Source organism: Stagnihabitans tardus (assembly GCF_009925085.1).
GTDB classification, from domain to species: domain Bacteria; phylum Pseudomonadota; class Alphaproteobacteria; order Rhodobacterales; family Rhodobacteraceae; genus Stagnihabitans; species Stagnihabitans tardus.
On the sequence record NZ_JAABNR010000011.1, the window covers coordinates 88,978 to 103,730 of the forward strand.

Sequence of the window (14,753 nt, forward strand, 5' to 3'; positions counted from 1 at the left end):
GGCGGCAGGGGGTGTCCCATGCGGCTGTTTCGCTATTTGATCCTGGGGCTTCTGCTCCTTGCTTTCCTCACCGTGGCCCTGGCCAATCGCGGTCCCGTGGGCGTGAGCCTTCTGCCCGAGGACCTGGCCATGCTGATCGGCTGGCAGGCGCGGGCCGAGGTGCCCTTGTTCGTCGTCCTGGGCTTTGGTGCGGTGATGGGCGTGGTGATCGGCTTCGTCTGGGAATGGCTGCGCGAGCACAAGCACCGCAAGGTGGCCCGGGTGCAGACCAAGGCGGTCTCGAAGCTGGAGCGCGAGTTGGCGGCGATGAAGGACCAGACCTCCTTGCCGCAGGATGACGTCCTGGCCCTGTTGCAAAAGCCGCGCAAATGATCCGCGTCAAGATTTGCGGGCTGAAGACGCTGGCCGATGTGCAGGCTGTCGCGGCGGCGGGCGCGGCCTATGCCGGGTTCAACTTCTTCCCGAAGTCGCCGCGCTACGTGACGCCCGCGCAGGCGCGGGAGCTGGCGCTGGAGGCCCCGGTGGGGCTCGCCAAGGTCGCCCTGGTGGTGGATGCAACGGACGACCTTCTGGATACCCTGGTCGAGACCGTGCCGCTGGACATGCTGCAACTCCATGGCCACGAGAGCCCGGAGCGCGTGGCCGAGGTGCGGGCGCGCTATGGATTGCCGGTGATGAAGGTGCTGGGCGTGGCGGGGGAAGAGGATCTTGCGCAGATCCTCGATCATTCCGTCGTGGCCGATCAGCTTCTGATCGACGCCAAGGCGCCGAAGGGGGCGGTCCTGCCGGGCGGCAACGGGGTCAGTTTCGACTGGCGCCTGATTGCCGGACGCCGCTGGCTTCGCCCCTGGATGCTGGCGGGGGGGCTGACGCCGGACAATGTGGCCGAGGCGATCCGGTTGACCGGGGCCTCCCAGGTCGACGTGGCCTCGGGGGTGGAGAGCGCCCCGGGCCAGAAGGACGCCCTCCGCATCGCGGCCTTCGTGCGGGCGGCTGCGGAGGCGGCTCCGAAGCCCAAACCCGCTTTCGTGATGCCCTCTTAATCCGCCATCAGCACGGCCAGCATCGCATTGGCATCCGTGCCCTTGGCGGCGGCGACCTCGGACAGGGGCTGATCTGGCGCGGCGAAGACATAGCCCGCCGAGGTCAGCTTCGCCCGGGCCTCCTCGCCCGTCAGACCGATCAGCGGCGCCACGGCGTCGGCCGAATGGGTGAAAGCCTCGGTGGTGAAGGCAAAGGCGGGCGGGCCGGAGCGGGTCTCGGTTTCCGAGGACAGGAAGAAGGGGACGCAGGCCAGGAGGGACAGGCCCAGGGCCAGGGCCATGGGCGCGTGTTTGAAATAGGCCGTCATCGGGCGCCAGTTCTTCCAGATGTGGAAGGCGAAGGGCAGGATCAGCACGAGGGAGAGGATCTCGTGGATCTCGCGGAAGGCATTGGGCCCGATGTGGACGAAAAGCGCCACCCCGGTGATGAGCGAGATGAGGAAGAACCCGGTGATGAAGGGTGTGGCATAGCGGTTGAAGAAGCTGATCATGTCCCGACCTTGAAAACGCCCGGCCTCTGCGAGCCGGTCATCGGTTTCACGTCGGCCCCCCGCGTTTCCGTCGCTGCGGTTGCAAAAATGAGCGCCTGCGGCGCATTCCTTTGTCTCGCCTCTGGCCTGCGGCCAACCGGCTCGGCGATGCGCTCCGCGCGGGAGATATTTTGGCCAAGTTGAAAGACGCGCCCCTTTGCTTTCATACTGGCACAAATATCCCGGGGGGAGCGCAAGCGGGGGGCAGCGCCCCCCTTTCCTCGGCCTCCCCATGGCGCTAGGTATGGCTCAAAGCGCTAGGAGGGTGACATGGCCGAGGACGGGTTGAACAGCTTCATGACGGGGCCGGATGAGCAGGGCCGCTTCGGCATGTTCGGCGGGCGTTTCGTTTCCGAGACCCTGATGCCGCTGATCCTGGATCTGGAAGAGCGCTACAATTTCGCCAAGACCGATCCCAGCTTCTGGGCCGAGATGGAGGATCTCTGGAAGCATTACGTGGGCCGCCCCTCGCCCCTCTATTTCGCGCCGCGGCTGACCGAGCACCTCGGCGGCGCCAAGGTCTATATGAAGCGCGACGAGCTGAACCACACCGGCGCGCACAAGATCAACAACGTGCTGGGCCAGATCATCCTCGCCCGCCGCATGGGCAAGACGCGGATCATCGCCGAGACGGGGGCGGGGCAGCATGGGGTGGCGACCGCAACCGTCTGCGCCAAGTTCGGGCTGAAATGCGTGGTCTACATGGGCGCGCATGATGTGGAACGCCAGGCGCCGAACGTCTTCCGCATGCGGCTTCTGGGGGCCGAGGTCATTCCGGTCACCTCGGGTCGTGGCACGCTGAAGGATGCGATGAACGACGCGCTGCGGGATTGGGTGACCAATGTGCGCGACACCTTCTATTGCATCGGCACGGTGGCGGGGCCGCATCCCTATCCGGCCATGGTCCGCGACTTTCAGTCGATCATCGGCAAGGAGGTTCGCTGGCAATTGGCCGAGCAGGAGGGTGAGGGCCGCCTTCCCGATACGGTGGTCGCGGCCATCGGTGGGGGGTCGAATGCCATGGGGCTGTTCTTCCCCTTCCTCGACGATGCTTCGGTGAACATCATCGGCGTCGAGGCCGGCGGCAAGGGCGTGGACGACCGGATGCAGCATTGCGCCAGCCTGACCGGCGGGCGGCCGGGCGTCTTGCATGGCAACCGGACCTACCTTTTGCAGGACAATGACGGGCAGATCCTGGAGGGCTTCTCGATCTCGGCGGGCCTCGATTACCCGGGCATCGGGCCCGAGCATTCCTGGCTGCATGACATCGGCCGGGCGCAATATGTCTCGATCACCGACAAGGAGGCGCTGGAGGCCTTCCAGCTCTGCTGCCGCCTGGAGGGGATCATCCCGGCGCTGGAGCCGTCCCATGCCCTGGCCCATGTCATGAAAATTGCGCCGACTTTGCCGAAGGACCACATCATCGTCATGAACATGTGCGGGCGGGGCGACAAGGATATCTTCACCGTGGCCAAGCACTTGGGCGTCCAGGTCGCGGTCTGAGGCGGGTTTCGGGGCGCTTTAAACCATCGTTTATGAGGCGGGCCGTTCCAAATGGAGCGGCCCGCAAACGTTCGTGCCATAGTCTTGAGGCATATTGGGGGGCAGGTTTGTCCGGCGGGCCGATTCGCAAAGCGGGTCAGGTTCGACAGGCGAGCCAATCGAGAGGTGTAGTGGCATGACTGAGGTAAAGGTGAGCGGCCGGGCTTTGATGCTGGCTGTTTCGGTTCTGGCTCTGGCGGCCCTGGCCCCGGCCGTTCGGGCGCAGGACGTGTCCGCGGCTGACGGGCAGGACGCGGGCGAAACCCAGGCCTCCGAGACCGGAGGCGCGGTGACTGACGTCACGGAAGAGGCGTCGGGTGCTGAAGGAGCGGATGCTGCCGGGGGCGAGTCCGAGGTCGATGATCCGGTGAGCCAGGCGGATGAGGGGCAAGACCCCGGCGCCTCGGACGCGGGGACGGGCGAAGAAGATGGCGGCTTGGGTGAGGCCGGCGCTGGGGATGAGGGCTCCGACAACTCGGGCGGGGAACCGGTGGACGAGACGGGCTCCTGGACGGATTCGGGCGAATGGACCACCGATGTTCAGATCGATGTGGTCGATCCCCTGCCCTTCGAATGCCCCGACTGCGAAGTCTACATCGCCATCGAGTGGCTCCCGGTCGTGCCGGAACTGGTCGTCGACGAGACCTATGTCGAGGAAGAGGGCATCGGTGGTGAAGAGGTGATCGTCGACGAAGAAGTCATCGTTGACGAGGAGGTTACCGGTGGCGAAGAGGCCATTGGTGGCGAAGAGGCCATCGTCGAAGAAGAGGTCATCATCGACGAGGAAATCTTCGTCGACGAGGGCGACCTTGGCGAGGGCGGCGAGGACCTGGGCAACCCTGATCCCGAGACCGAAACCCCGATCGACCCGGGCACCGAGACCGATGGCGACCTGGGCGCCGCGCCCGGCGAAGACTGCGCCGATTGCGAGACCCTGATCACCATCGACCCGATCGAGCTTTACTACCCGCTGCCCGATGGGGAATGGAACTGGGTCGAATATGGCCTTCCGGATTGGGTCAAGCGGGGCGACCTCGTCGCGCTTCCTGCCGATGTCATGGACGGGCCGGTGATGACCATGACCGGTGCCGAGACGCTTGCCGACCTTGGCGCCGAGACGGCTGCCGTGGTGGAGCCCGTGGAGGCGCCGGTCGTGGCGCAAAACGCGGAAAGCTCGACCTCGGACCAGCCGGAGCTGCTCTGCACCGGGGTCGTGCCGGCCAAGGGCTGCCTGCCGTTGAACTGAGGTCGATCTGACCAAGCCCCGGGCCGGGCCCTGTCCGGCCCGGGGCCTTGCGCGCGACGCGGGGCCCCGCGTCACGACTGAGGAGCCTGCCATGACCCGACGCGGTCCGACCCTTGCCCTTGTTCTCTTTTGCCTCGCCGCGCCTGTCCATGCCCAGGGCAACCCGGTCGAGGAAGGCCTCGTCGCCAGCCTCCGCGCCCAGGGCTATGACGTGCTTGAGCACGGATATACCTGGCTGGGGCGGTTGCGCATCGTGGCGCAGAACGACACGTTGCGCCGCGAGCTGGTGGTCAATCCCGGCACCGGAGAGGTGCTGCGCGACTATGCCGAAAGGCTGGACCTGCCCAAGCCCGGCGGCACACCGTCGCAGAGCGTGGCCTCGGCGGGGGGGACGACGACGACCCGGACGACAGATGGCGGGACGGTGCCGGGCGTGGCGGCCAGCTCGGTCGCGACGGTGCCCGGGCTGACGGTCAGCGGGGCGGCCAGCGGCACCGTGGGGACCCTGGTGCTGGAGCCGGCCGTGGAGAGCCAGCCTTGATGCGACGGGAGGGCTTGGCATCGTGACCCGCGCCGGGGCCTATGTGCTTTTGCTGGTGGTTCAGACGCTCTGCGCGCTGTTCTTCGCCGCCGATATCCTCTTGTCGGTTGTCGGCATCTATCCCAAGCCGCTGTCCTGGACCACGCGCGAGCTGATGGAGATCGGCGCGCTGATCGGGCTTTTCCTGGGCCTGGCCTCGGGGTCGATGCTGGTCTGGCGCGGGTTTTCCGACCTCCGCCGGGCCGAGGCGCGGCTGGAGAAAGCCTCGGGCGCCTTCATCGACCTTCTGAACTCGCGCTTCCTGCAATGGGGGCTGACGGCGGCGGAGCGGGATGTGGCGGTCTTTGCCATCAAGGGCTTGACGGTGCCCGAGATCGCCAAGCTGCGCGAGACCTCGGAAGGCACGGTCAAGGCCCAGACGGCGGCGATTTACCGCAAGGCGGGGGTCAGCGGGCGGCCGCAATTGTTGTCGCTGTTCATCGAGGACATGATGGGGGCCGAGGGCCAGGACCCCGGTGCGGCGCTCGCGCGGCTGGTGTCGGACGAGGCCATGGCGCGGCCTTCACGCGCGGCGCGCTAGGGGGCGGATTCCCCCGGGCGCGGTCAGCTTTGCGTCAGGATGACCAGGGCGCCGATGGCGGCGAGGGCGGCGCCGATTAGGTCGCGCGCCGTGGGAGTCGCGCCCTCGACCGCCCAAAGCCAGATCAGCGAGGCCGCGATATAGACCCCGCCATAGGCTGCATAGCTGCGCCCCGCATGGGAGGGCGGGGTAAGGGCCAGAAGGAAGGCAAAGGCGGCAAGGGCTGCCGCGCCCGGGATCAGCCAAAGCGCCGATGCCCCGCGCCACCAGGACCAGACGGCGAAACAACCTGCGATCTCGGCCAGGGCGGCCAGGGCGTAGAGGGGGAGGGTCATGGGGTGGCCTTGGGGCGGTGGGCTTCGATGGTGGCCTGCACGTCTATTGGTGGAAGCCGGAATCGCCTGCAATTCAACCACAGCGATGCGCTTCGCGGATTCAGCGCGGATATGAGACGCCATTTGTACCGCGCGAGCCGGGGAAGGGCGCGGATGCGCTTTTGAAGCCCCTTGATCTTGATGTACAGAAAGACCACTTGGGTCGATACCTTGGTCTCGTAGGCTTCCAGCGATGTCGCTCCGATTGCCGACCAGGGGATCAATCCTAGACGCCAGAACCAGAGCCCCTCCTCGCGAACCTCGAGGAAGACCGGAGCGAAGATCAAGGCCCGCGCGGACCACATGAGCATCCAAAGGCACCCAAGAACCAACACAGGGGCAATCAGGAACAGGGTAGGGGCCCCCTTGACGTGAAAAATCAGGGTCCAACCATGGGTCGCCAGGACGTGATAATACCAAAGGGGCACCAGTCCCACGGCGCCCGCAATCCCGGTGGCGAGCGCTGCGAACTTGCGGTTCTCGCGGAAGCTGATCGGCAGATCGCTCAGCGGTCCCTCCATCGGTTGGCAATCGGATGGCGCCAGTCCTGCCGGGGCCCGCTGTCCCGACGGGGCGAGGTCAAGGCTGCGGCGCCCGGGATCAGCCAAAGCGCCGAGGCCCCGCGCCACCAGGACCAGAGGGCGGAGCAGCCTGCGATCTCGGCCAGGGCGCAGAGGGGGAGGGTCATGGGGCGGTGGGCGAGGCTTTGCGCACTTGGCCTGCGCCTTGGTGCTGCGCTCGGGGCTGGAACGGGGCCCGGGCGGATGAAAGGGACACCGGCGTGCTCTGCTCTGGCTTGACGCTGTGCGCCCCGAGACGCGGTTCGATCGGGGGAGGGGATCATGGCTCTGCCTGCGGCCGATGGGCTTCGATGGAGGCGGCAATCTCTTTCAGGGGGCGGGCGAAAACCCCTTGGTCAAGAATGGCGCGAGAGCTGTTGCCACTCGTGCGCCAGTAAGCCACGAGGCGTGACCAGAGACCGGCCTCGGCCGCTGATGGGATGGGTCGGGCCTTGGCCTCGATTGCGATTTGCCAGCGACGCCAGAGGAAGGCGCCCCCTTTGGCAGGCAGGATTTCGACTTTGCCGATGTCGGCCCATGGGATGAGTCCCCTGACCGCGAACCTGAGCCCATCGCTTCGGACCTCCAATTGGACGGAATTGATGAAAGCCTTGTAAAAGAAAAGCGGAACCACGACGGCGACGATGCCCACCCCGAGCCAGGCGGCGAGAAGAAGCGGGCCGGGATGGACGATTCCGGCATGGGCTCGGGGGGGGCCATAGACCTCGTTCCAGACCCAATGCTCCACATAGACGATCACGCCGACCCTGACCATGAGCCAGAACCAGGACGAGCGGAAGGAGGCATGGATGACAGGGTCGCTCAGCGGTCCCTCCACCTGTTGGCGATCGGGTAGCGGCGGTCGGCCCAGAAGGCTTTTTTCGTCAGCTTGGTCCCCGGCGCCGATTGGAAGCGTTTGTATTCGCTGATGTAAAGCAGGTGCTCGATGCGTTTCACGGTCGCCTCGTCATGGCCTTGGGCCACGATCTCGGCCACCGAAAGCTCGTTCTCCACCAGGCCTTCGAGGATCGCGTCGAGGATGGGGTAGGGGGGCAGGGAGTCCTCGTCCTTCTGGTTCTCGCGGAGTTCGGCGCTTGGGGGCTTTTCGATGACGCGGGGGGGGATAACGACCCCGGCAGGGCCCGCCATCCAGTCGCGGTGGTTCTGGTTCCGCCAGCGGCAGGCGTCGAAGACCCGGGTTTTATAGAGGTCCTTCAGGGGATTATAGCCGCCGTTCATGTCGCCATAGATCGTGCAATAGCCCACCGCCATTTCCGACTTGTTGCCGGTGGTCAGAAGCATCGCCCCGGTCTTGTTCGACAGCGCCATCAAGAGCACTCCGCGCAACCGGCTCTGGATATTCTCTTCGGTGATGCCGGGCTCGGTGCCCGCGAAAAGGGGCGCCAGGGCCTCGCCCACCGCCTCTTGCGGGCCGGTGATCGCCACGGTGTCCAGACGCGTTCCAAGCGCGCGGGCGACGGCAGAGGCATCCTCCAGCGAGTGCTGGGAGGTGAAGCGCGAGGGCAGCATGACGCAATGGACCGCCTCCGGCCCCAGGGCATCGGCGGCGATGGCGGCGACCAGCGCGCTGTCGACCCCGCCCGAGAGGCCGAGGAGGACCTTGGCAAAGCCGGTCTTGCGGCAATAATCCTTCAAGGACAGTACCATGGCCTGGTAGTCGGCCTCATGCTCCGAGGGCCAAAGCGCGAGGGCCTGGGGCCGCGCGCGCCAGCCCTCCGCCCCCAGGTCGAAATCCACATGGGTCAGCGCGGGTTGGAACTGCGGCAGCGAGGCCACCAGCTCTCCGCCGGGGTTCAAGACGAAAGAGGCGCCGTCGAAGACCTGGTCGTCCTGCCCGCCCACCATGTTGAGATAGACTAGGGGCAGCCCGGTCTCGACCACGCGGGAGACCATGAGCCCCATGCGGACGTCGATCTTGCCCCGGTGATAGGGCGAGCCATTGGGGACGAAGAGGATCTCCGCCCCGGTCTCGGCCAGGGTCTCGGCGACATCGGCGTGCCAGGCATCCTCGCAGATCGGGACGCCGAGGCGCACCGGGCCGACCACGACGGGCCCCGAGATATCGGCGGGGGTGAAGATGCGCTTCTCGTCGAAGACGCCGGTGTTGGGAAGCTCATGCTTCAGGACCGAGGTCACGGCGCCGCCCTGCAGGATGTGGAAGGCGTTGTAAAGCTTGCCCTCTTTCACCGCCGGGCCTCCAATCCCCAAGGCGGGGCCAGAGGCGCAGTCGCGGGCCAGGGCCTCGATCCGCGCAAGGGCGGCGGCGACGAAGGCGGGTTTCAGGATCAGGTCCTGGGTCTGGTAGCCGGTGATGAACATCTCGGTCAGGCAGACCATATGGGCGCCCGCCGCACGGCCTGCCTCCCAGGCGGCGCGGGCCTTTGCGGCATTGCCGTCCAGGTCCCCCAGCACGGGGTTGTCTTGCGCGAGGGTCAGGCGGAAATGGGTCATGTCGGGCTCCTTGGCCCCATGGTTCTAGCAGGTTCGGGGGGAGGGAAAAGGGGGGCGCTTGTCAGGAGAGGGGCGCAGGGGATAGGGTCGGCGCGAGGTGGCTGCGGGGGAAGTGGCGATGGCGAGAATGCAGGTCCTGGGCGCGGCTTTGGTCGTGGGTCTTGGCGCGGCGGGGGCGGGCTTCGCGCAAGAGGTCGTCACCAAGCAATTCGACAATGGCGCGGTCTATGAGGGCACCGTCAAGGACGGCAAGCTGGATGGGACGGGCACCTACAAGATGCCCGATGGGTTCGAATACTCCGGCGACTGGGTGGCCGGAGAGATCAAGGGCCAGGGAAAGGCGCGCTTTCCCGATGGCTCGGTCTACGAGGGCAGCTTTGCCAAGGGCGTGCCCGATGGCAAGGGCAAGCTCGCCGCCGCCGATGGCAGCATCTACGAGGGCGACTGGCAGGCGGGGGCCATCACCGGGACCGGCGTCTGGACCGGGGCCGATGGCGCGGTCTATGCGGGCGGCTTCAAGGACGGTCAGCGCGCGGGCAAGGGCAAGCTGACGGAGAAGAGCGGCGCGGTCTATGACGGCGACTGGGTGGCGGGGGTCAAGGAGGGCAAGGGCAAGCTGACCTTCCCCGATGGCTCGGTCTACGAGGGCGATTTCAAGGCCGACGCCCAGGAGGGCCAGGGCAAGTATGTCGCCAAGGATGGCTCGGTCTACCAGGGCGCCTGGGTGGGCGGCCAGGTCAATGGCCAGGGCCGCATGGTCCAGGCCAATGGCGATGTCTATGAGGGCGCGCTGAAGGACGGCCAGCGCGAGGGGCGCGGCAAGGTGACCTGGAAGAGCGGCGGGTCCTATGACGGGGAGTTCAAGGCGGGTCTGCGCGATGGCCAGGGCATCTGGGTCTCGGCCGATGGGCAGACCTATCGCGGGCAATGGGTCAAGGGCGTGATGCAGGGCAAGGGCGTGCTGACCCATGCCGATGGGTCGGTCTATGACGGGGCCTTCCTGGCGGGCCAGCCCGAGGGCCAGGGCAAGCTGACCCGCAAGGATGGCAGTTCCTACGAGGGCGCCTGGGTCAAGGGCGCGATCCAGGGCAAGGGGCGGGCCACCTATGTGGGCGGCGCGGTCTATGAGGGCGCCTTCGTCGCCGGGGAGCCCGAGGGCATCGGCCGCATGGTCTGGGCCGATGGACAGACCTACCAGGGCCAGTGGAAGGCCGGCGAGCGCCAGGGCTTCGGCATTGGCACCTGGCCCGATGGCACGGTCTACCAGGGCGCCTTCGAGAAGGGCGTAAGGCAGGGCAAGGGCAAGCTCGTGATGCCAGATGGCTTCACTTACGTGGGTGATTGGGTGGCGGGTGAAATCCAGGGCAAGGGCGTCGCGACCTATACCGGCGGCGAGGTCTATGAGGGCGATTTCGTCAAGGGCGTGCGCGAGGGCCAGGGCAAGCTCGTCTACAAGAACGGCGATGTGTCGGAAGGCCAATGGCGCGCAGGCATCCTGATCGCCCCGCCCGAAGCACCTGCGGAGAACTGAGCGGAGCGCGCAAGCGCGCAAGCCATTTGTCTCGCCTCTGGGCCTGCGGCCCAACCGGCTCGGAGCGGCGCTTCGCGCCGGGGTCCTTCGGCATAAGGCAGCCCCTTGCCCCGTGGCCAAGGTCCCTCTTCGCTTTCATACTGGCGCAAATATCCCGGGGGGCCGAAGGCGGGGGCAGCGCCCCCTCTGCCCTGGACACCCTGGCCTCGAGACTTCTGGCAGCGCCCCCCCTGCCTGCTTTCAATTTGGCCCAAATATCCCGGGGGTCCGGGGGCAGCGCCCCCGGCTTGCGCGGCCCTCAGACCTGGCTGATCACGCATTCCGGGAGAAGCCGCAGCACATCCTCGGCCCGGCAGAGCTGCGTCGCATCGGTCGTCACGGCGGCCGAGGCCGCTGCCGCGCCCATGGCCAGGGCCGCCTCCGGCCCCTCGCCGCGCGCGAGCGTCAGGACGAGGCCCGCGACAAAGGTGTCCCCGGCCCCCACGGTCGACTTCACCTTGACCTTGGCCGCCTTGGCAAAGATGCGGCGGTCGGCATCGACCAGGACCGACCCATCCGCCCCCCGCGCCACGATCACGGTCTGCGCCACGCCCGCCTTGACCAGGCCTTCGGCGAAATCGGCGGAATCACTGCGGCTGACCAGGTGGCGGCCTGCCAGGCTCTCGGCCTCTTCGCCGTCCATGCGCAGGATGGCAAGGCCCGGGATCGGGTTGGAGACGGCCTCGACCAGGGCGGGGCCGGAGGTGTCCAGCACCACGTTCAGCCCCGGCATGGCGCGGGCGAGCCGCGCGGGGAAATCCACCGGCACGCCGGGCGGCTGGCTGCCAGAGATCACGCCGTAAGCCCCGGGCCGGGCCGAGGCGCGCAAGAGGGTGAAGACCCGCTCCTGGTCGGCCTCGGACCACTTGGGCCCCGGCAGCATGAAACGGTATTGGCGGCCCGTCGAGGTCTCGGTCACGGTCAGGCTCTGGCGCGTCTCGCCGGGGGCGGTGAGCGCCAGGAAAGGCACGCCCTCGTTGCGGATCAGCCCCGCGAGGCGGTCGCCGGTCAGGCCGCCCAGGGCCACAAGCGCCAGGCTCTCTCCCCCAAGCGCCCCGATGGCGCGGGAGACGTTCAGCCCGCCGCCGCCCGGGTCCAGGAGCGGATCGGAGCAGCGCAGCTTTTGATCCGGGATCAGCGCGGGCACATCCGAAGAGAGATCCAGCGCCGGGTTCAGCGTCAGGGTCACGACGGGGGTCTGCTGGGGCATGGGGCTACTCCGCGATTTCGATGGCGGTCTGGAAAGAGCCGGATTTCTGGCTGTTCTTGTCGCGCAAGGTCGTCACCAGCGTATAGCGCCCCGGTTTGATGCCCTGCAGCGTATAGGTGATATTGGCCGGGATCTCGCGGTTCAGATGGCGCGAGACCATGTTGTATTGCGTCACCTCGGGCAGGTTTGCCAATTGGTTGCCGCCCGAATCCAGCACCTGGAGGTCGATGAAGAAGTTGACCGACCAAAGCCCCTCGCCCGGGTTGCCATAGTCGAAGCCCACCGGCTCGCAATAGATCAGGATCGGCTCGCCCGGCTTGAAGACATTGGTCGCGCGCGGGTTGTAGACGCCGTAGCCCGTGGCCTCTTGTTCGATCAAGAGCGCCTGGGAGAAGCTGAGCTGCATGGCCTGGCCCCAGACCGAGGCAAGGAGGTCCTGGGCCAGGGAAATCGCCGCCGCGCCGTCGCCTTCGGACAATTTGCCCTCGATTGCCGCCGCCTGATCGGCCACGGGCCCGGCCACGGCTTGGGCCAGGGTTGCAACCGAAAGAAGAAGACCGAGAGAAAACCGCATGAACTGCCTCCTGCCCCGGTTTAACCGGGAAGGGGGGGCGGGGGGAAGGGGGCTGTTGGGGGGGTGGGAAGGGGGCTGTTGGGGGCGAGGCCCCGGGTCAAGCCCGGGGCGCCCTGGCGCGGGGGCAAGGCGCGCCCTTGTGGCGGTTGGCCGGGTGGTCGCGCGCTTCCGGGGCGGCGTGGCGCGGGAGGGCAGGCGGTGCCCTGTGCGGCGGTCACTCCCACCAGGGGTCGATGGCGGCGATGTCCTCGTCGGTCCAGCCGAAATGATGCGCCATCTCGTGGATGAGCACATGGGCGATCAGTTCGGCCAAGGAGACATTCCCCCGGTCGATCCACTCATCCAGGATCGCCCGGCGGTAGAGGAAGATCTGGTCAGGGCGCGGATCGGGCTCTGACAGGCGCTTTTCGGTCAGGGGGATGCCGTCGTAAAGCCCGGTCAGCTCGAAAGGATCGGTGATCTCCAGCGCCTCGAGGATCTCGGGATCGGCGAAGTCCTCGACCCTCAGGCGGACCTCGCGGGCGGCCAGGGCAAAGGGCTCGGGCAGGGAAGCGCGGGCGGCCTCGGCCAGGGTCAGGATGAGGTCGAGATCGGGGGCGATGGCGTCGGAAGGGGTCAGCATGGCGCCATGCTACGCGTTGCGGGGCCATATGCAAGGCACGCCCGGGATGTTAGGCTGACGGCCATGACAGAGGATGTCCATGCCTTCCTTGCGACGCTTGACCCGCAGCGGCGGGCCGAGGCCTATAGCCTGATCGGGCTGTTTTCGGATGTTACCGGCTATGCGCCGGTGCTCTGGCCCGGAAAGATCATCGGTTTCGGGCGCTATGCCTATCGCTACGAGAGCGGCCATGCCGGGGTCTCGCTCGCGACCGGCTTTTCGCCGCGCAAGGCCGAGCTGTCGCTTTACGTCAACGGTGCCGACCCGGCGTTGCTGGAGCGGCTGGGCAAGCACCGCGCGGGCAAGGGATGCCTTTACCTGCGCCGCCTGTCGGATGCCGATCCCGCGGTATTGAAAGAGCTGATCGCCCTTGGGCTGCAGGACCTGCTCAGCCGCTGGACGGTGACGGCCGACCAAGGCTGCAACTGGACAAATCCGCGCAGGCGTGACAGGGAGAACCTGCTTTCTGGAGAACGCCCATGACCCGCCCGACCGTCACCCGCTTTGCCCCCTCGCCCACCGGCTATATCCATGTGGGCAACTTGCGCACCGCCTTGATGAATTACCTGATCGCCCGCAAGACGGGCGGGACTTTCATCCTGCGGCTGGACGACACGGATCAAGAGCGGTCCAAGCAGGAATATATCGACGGGCTGAAGCGCGACCTTGACTGGCTGGGCCTGCATTGGGACCGGATCGAGCAGCAGTCCAAGCGCTTCGACCGCTATTACGAGGCGGCCGAAGAGCTGAAGGCCAAGGGCCGCTTCTATGAATGTTTCGAGACGCCGGTCGAGCTGGACCTCAAGCGGAAGAAGCTTTTGAACATGGGGCGTCCGCCGGTCTATGACCGGGCGTCCCATCGGCTTTCGGCCGAAGAGCGGGAGGCCATGCGCGCCGAGGGGCGGCAGGGCTATTGGCGCTTCCTCCTGGATCAGAACCGGATCGAGTGGAAGGACGGGATCCTTGGGGATATCTCGATCGACGCGGCCTCGGTCTCGGATCCGGTGCTGATCCGGGCCGATGGGCAGATCCTGTACACCTTCGCCTCCTCGGTCGATGACATCGACATGGGGGTCACGAATATCGTGCGTGGCGCGGACCACGTGACGAATACGGCGACGCAGATCCAGATCATGCAGGCCATGGGCGGGGTGCCTCCGGCCTTCGCGCATCACTCGCTGTTGACGGGCCCCCAGGGCGAGGAGCTCTCCAAGCGCCTGGGCGTGCTCGCGCTCCGCGACCTGCGCGAGCGGGGGGTGGAGCCCATGGCTTTGCTGAGCCTGATGGCGCGGCTGGGGTCCTCGAAACCCGTGGAAGTGGCGGGCTCGATGGAAGAGCTGATCGCGGGCTTCGAGGTCGAAAGCTTCGGCGCGGCCCCGACCAAGCTGGATTCGGAAGACCTATTCCCCCTGACCCGCGCGATCCTGGCCGCCCGTCCCTATGCGGCCGTCAAGGACCAGGTCGCGGCGCTGGGCGTGCCCGGTGACAAGGCCGAACTCTTCTGGAATGTCGCGCGGGAGAATATCACCGTGATGGCCGACCTTGCGCCCTGGTGGACGCTCTTCCGCGACGGCGCCGAGCCCCTGGTCGACGACGAGGACCGCGATTTCGTGGCCCAGGCTTTCGCGCTCTTGCCGCCCCAGCCCTGGACGCATGAGACCTGGGGTCAGTGGACGACGGCCGTCAAGGAGGCCACGGGCCGCAAGGGCAAGGGCCTCTTCCGCCCCCTGCGCCGCGCCCTGACGGGCCGCGATGCTGGCCCGGAAATGGCCGACGTGATGCCCCTCTTGCAAACCCTTCCCAAATTGAGCGCCTGACGGCGCAAGATTTTCTCTCGCCTCTGAGCCGCA

At 67.0% G+C, this 14,753-nt stretch carries 17 protein-coding genes and 1 pseudogene; 9 read left to right on the forward strand and 9 right to left on the reverse strand.

From position 1 onward, the window contains the following. The first annotated feature begins 18 nt into the window (after window positions 1–18). Both GV832_RS12845 and GV832_RS12850 read left to right on the forward strand, forming a co-directional pair. Window positions 19–372, forward strand: a complete 354-nt coding sequence (locus GV832_RS12845) for a LapA family protein (protein WP_168775279.1) — start codon at window positions 19–21, stop codon at window positions 370–372. Beyond that, the gene (locus tag GV832_RS12850) at window positions 369–1,043 is read left to right on the forward strand and encodes a phosphoribosylanthranilate isomerase (protein WP_168775280.1); all 675 of its coding nucleotides are present in this window, start codon (window positions 369–371) and stop codon (window positions 1,041–1,043) included. Before GV832_RS12845 ends, GV832_RS12850 begins: the two co-directional genes overlap by 4 nt. Here GV832_RS12850 and GV832_RS12855 read toward each other — a convergent pair. Beyond that, complete coding sequence (locus GV832_RS12855) at window positions 1,040–1,534, reverse strand: DUF4405 domain-containing protein (protein WP_168775281.1); 495 nt, start codon at window positions 1,532–1,534, stop codon at window positions 1,040–1,042. The genes GV832_RS12850 and GV832_RS12855 overlap by 4 nt on opposite strands. A gap of 309 nt (window positions 1,535–1,843) precedes the next feature. Between GV832_RS12855 and trpB the strand changes: the two genes are divergently transcribed. The 4 genes from trpB (at window position 1,844) to GV832_RS12875 (ending at window position 5,482) form a co-directional block, all read left to right on the forward strand. Next, window positions 1,844–3,076 carry a tryptophan synthase subunit beta gene (gene trpB, locus GV832_RS12860; protein ID WP_168775282.1) on the forward strand — a complete coding sequence of 411 codons (1,233 nt, stop codon included), beginning with the start codon at window positions 1,844–1,846 and terminating at the stop codon, window positions 3,074–3,076. A gap of 175 nt (window positions 3,077–3,251) precedes the next feature. Then, window positions 3,252–4,361: a hypothetical protein gene (locus GV832_RS12865; RefSeq protein ID WP_168775283.1), complete on the forward strand. Its 1,110-nt coding sequence runs from the start codon at window positions 3,252–3,254 to the stop codon at window positions 4,359–4,361. A gap of 91 nt (window positions 4,362–4,452) precedes the next feature. After that, window positions 4,453–4,902 (forward strand): hypothetical protein, encoded by a 450-nt coding sequence (locus tag GV832_RS12870; protein WP_168775284.1) that lies wholly within the window; start codon window positions 4,453–4,455, stop codon window positions 4,900–4,902. 22 nt (window positions 4,903–4,924) lie between these two features. Beyond that, window positions 4,925–5,482, forward strand: coding sequence for a helix-turn-helix transcriptional regulator (locus tag GV832_RS12875; protein WP_168775285.1), 558 nt, complete (start codon window positions 4,925–4,927; stop codon window positions 5,480–5,482). A 23-nt stretch (window positions 5,483–5,505) separates the two neighbouring features. On the opposite strand, the gene GV832_RS12880 is transcribed toward GV832_RS12875, so the two are convergent. The 5 genes and pseudogenes from GV832_RS12880 to GV832_RS12900 form a co-directional block, all read right to left on the reverse strand. After that, window positions 5,506–5,817, reverse strand: a complete 312-nt coding sequence (locus tag GV832_RS12880; RefSeq protein ID WP_168775286.1) for a YnfA family protein — start codon at window positions 5,815–5,817, stop codon at window positions 5,506–5,508. Next, window positions 5,814–6,377 carry a hypothetical protein gene (locus tag GV832_RS12885; protein ID WP_168775287.1) on the reverse strand — a complete coding sequence of 188 codons (564 nt, stop codon included), beginning with the start codon at window positions 6,375–6,377 and terminating at the stop codon, window positions 5,814–5,816. The genes GV832_RS12880 and GV832_RS12885 overlap by 4 nt, the downstream gene beginning before the upstream one ends. A 59-nt stretch (window positions 6,378–6,436) precedes the next feature. Next, window positions 6,437–6,544, reverse strand: a pseudogene (locus GV832_RS22695) (YnfA family protein); the annotation flags it as partial. A 152-nt stretch (window positions 6,545–6,696) separates the two neighbouring features. After that, entirely contained in the window at window positions 6,697–7,254 is a 558-nt protein-coding gene (locus GV832_RS12895; RefSeq protein WP_168775288.1) for a hypothetical protein, read from the reverse strand. Further along, window positions 7,239–8,888, reverse strand: coding sequence for an NAD+ synthase (locus GV832_RS12900; protein ID WP_168775289.1), 1,650 nt, complete (start codon window positions 8,886–8,888; stop codon window positions 7,239–7,241). The genes GV832_RS12895 and GV832_RS12900 overlap by 16 nt, the downstream gene beginning before the upstream one ends. Before the next feature lie 118 nt (window positions 8,889–9,006). Here GV832_RS12900 and GV832_RS12905 point away from each other — a divergent pair, with 118 nt between their 5' ends. After that, window positions 9,007–10,419, forward strand: a complete 1,413-nt coding sequence (locus tag GV832_RS12905) for an MORN repeat-containing protein (RefSeq protein WP_168775290.1) — start codon at window positions 9,007–9,009, stop codon at window positions 10,417–10,419. A 298-nt stretch (window positions 10,420–10,717) separates the two neighbouring features. Here GV832_RS12905 and GV832_RS12910 read toward each other — a convergent pair whose 3' ends face one another. From GV832_RS12910 to GV832_RS12920, 3 genes are all read right to left on the reverse strand, one after another. Further along, window positions 10,718–11,668: a 1-phosphofructokinase family hexose kinase gene (locus tag GV832_RS12910; RefSeq protein ID WP_168775291.1), complete on the reverse strand. Its 951-nt coding sequence runs from the start codon at window positions 11,666–11,668 to the stop codon at window positions 10,718–10,720. 4 nt (window positions 11,669–11,672) lie between these two features. Further along, window positions 11,673–12,242 carry a hypothetical protein gene (locus GV832_RS12915; protein WP_168775292.1) on the reverse strand — a complete coding sequence of 190 codons (570 nt, stop codon included), beginning with the start codon at window positions 12,240–12,242 and terminating at the stop codon, window positions 11,673–11,675. Window positions 12,243–12,456: 214 nt separating this feature from the next. Continuing rightward, window positions 12,457–12,864 carry a metallopeptidase family protein gene (locus tag GV832_RS12920; RefSeq protein ID WP_168775293.1) on the reverse strand — a complete coding sequence of 136 codons (408 nt, stop codon included), beginning with the start codon at window positions 12,862–12,864 and terminating at the stop codon, window positions 12,457–12,459. Window positions 12,865–12,927: 63 nt separating this feature from the next. Between GV832_RS12920 and GV832_RS12925 the strand changes: the two genes are divergently transcribed. Then, complete coding sequence (locus GV832_RS12925) at window positions 12,928–13,386, forward strand: DUF1801 domain-containing protein (RefSeq protein ID WP_168775294.1); 459 nt, start codon at window positions 12,928–12,930, stop codon at window positions 13,384–13,386. Then, window positions 13,383–14,720, forward strand: a complete 1,338-nt coding sequence (gene gltX / locus GV832_RS12930) for a glutamate--tRNA ligase (RefSeq protein ID WP_168775295.1) — start codon at window positions 13,383–13,385, stop codon at window positions 14,718–14,720. Before GV832_RS12925 ends, gltX begins: the two co-directional genes overlap by 4 nt. Window positions 14,721–14,753 lie beyond the last annotated feature (33 nt).

Coding starts and splice junctions, on each gene's coding strand:
- GV832_RS12850 (WP_168775280.1), top strand. CDS start 369: ATGATCCGCGTCAAGATTTGCGGGCTGAAGACGCTGGCCGATGTGCAG.
- GV832_RS12880 (WP_168775286.1), bottom strand. CDS start 5,817: ATGACCCTCCCCCTCTACGCCCTGGCCGCCCTGGCCGAGATCGCAGGT.
- GV832_RS12915 (WP_168775292.1), bottom strand. CDS start 12,242: ATGCGGTTTTCTCTCGGTCTTCTTCTTTCGGTTGCAACCCTGGCCCAA.
- GV832_RS12885 (WP_168775287.1), bottom strand. CDS start 6,377: ATGGAGGGACCGCTGAGCGATCTGCCGATCAGCTTCCGCGAGAACCGC.
- GV832_RS12865 (WP_168775283.1), top strand. CDS start 3,252: ATGACTGAGGTAAAGGTGAGCGGCCGGGCTTTGATGCTGGCTGTTTCG.
- GV832_RS12855 (WP_168775281.1), bottom strand. CDS start 1,534: ATGATCAGCTTCTTCAACCGCTATGCCACACCCTTCATCACCGGGTTC.
- gltX (WP_168775295.1), top strand. CDS start 13,383: ATGACCCGCCCGACCGTCACCCGCTTTGCCCCCTCGCCCACCGGCTAT.
- GV832_RS12870 (WP_168775284.1), top strand. CDS start 4,453: ATGACCCGACGCGGTCCGACCCTTGCCCTTGTTCTCTTTTGCCTCGCC.
- GV832_RS12920 (WP_168775293.1), bottom strand. CDS start 12,864: ATGCTGACCCCTTCCGACGCCATCGCCCCCGATCTCGACCTCATCCTG.
- trpB (WP_168775282.1), top strand. CDS start 1,844: ATGGCCGAGGACGGGTTGAACAGCTTCATGACGGGGCCGGATGAGCAG.
- GV832_RS12925 (WP_168775294.1), top strand. CDS start 12,928: ATGACAGAGGATGTCCATGCCTTCCTTGCGACGCTTGACCCGCAGCGG.
- GV832_RS12905 (WP_168775290.1), top strand. CDS start 9,007: ATGGCGAGAATGCAGGTCCTGGGCGCGGCTTTGGTCGTGGGTCTTGGC.
- GV832_RS12845 (WP_168775279.1), top strand. CDS start 19: ATGCGGCTGTTTCGCTATTTGATCCTGGGGCTTCTGCTCCTTGCTTTC.
- GV832_RS12900 (WP_168775289.1), bottom strand. CDS start 8,888: ATGACCCATTTCCGCCTGACCCTCGCGCAAGACAACCCCGTGCTGGGG.
- GV832_RS12910 (WP_168775291.1), bottom strand. CDS start 11,668: ATGCCCCAGCAGACCCCCGTCGTGACCCTGACGCTGAACCCGGCGCTG.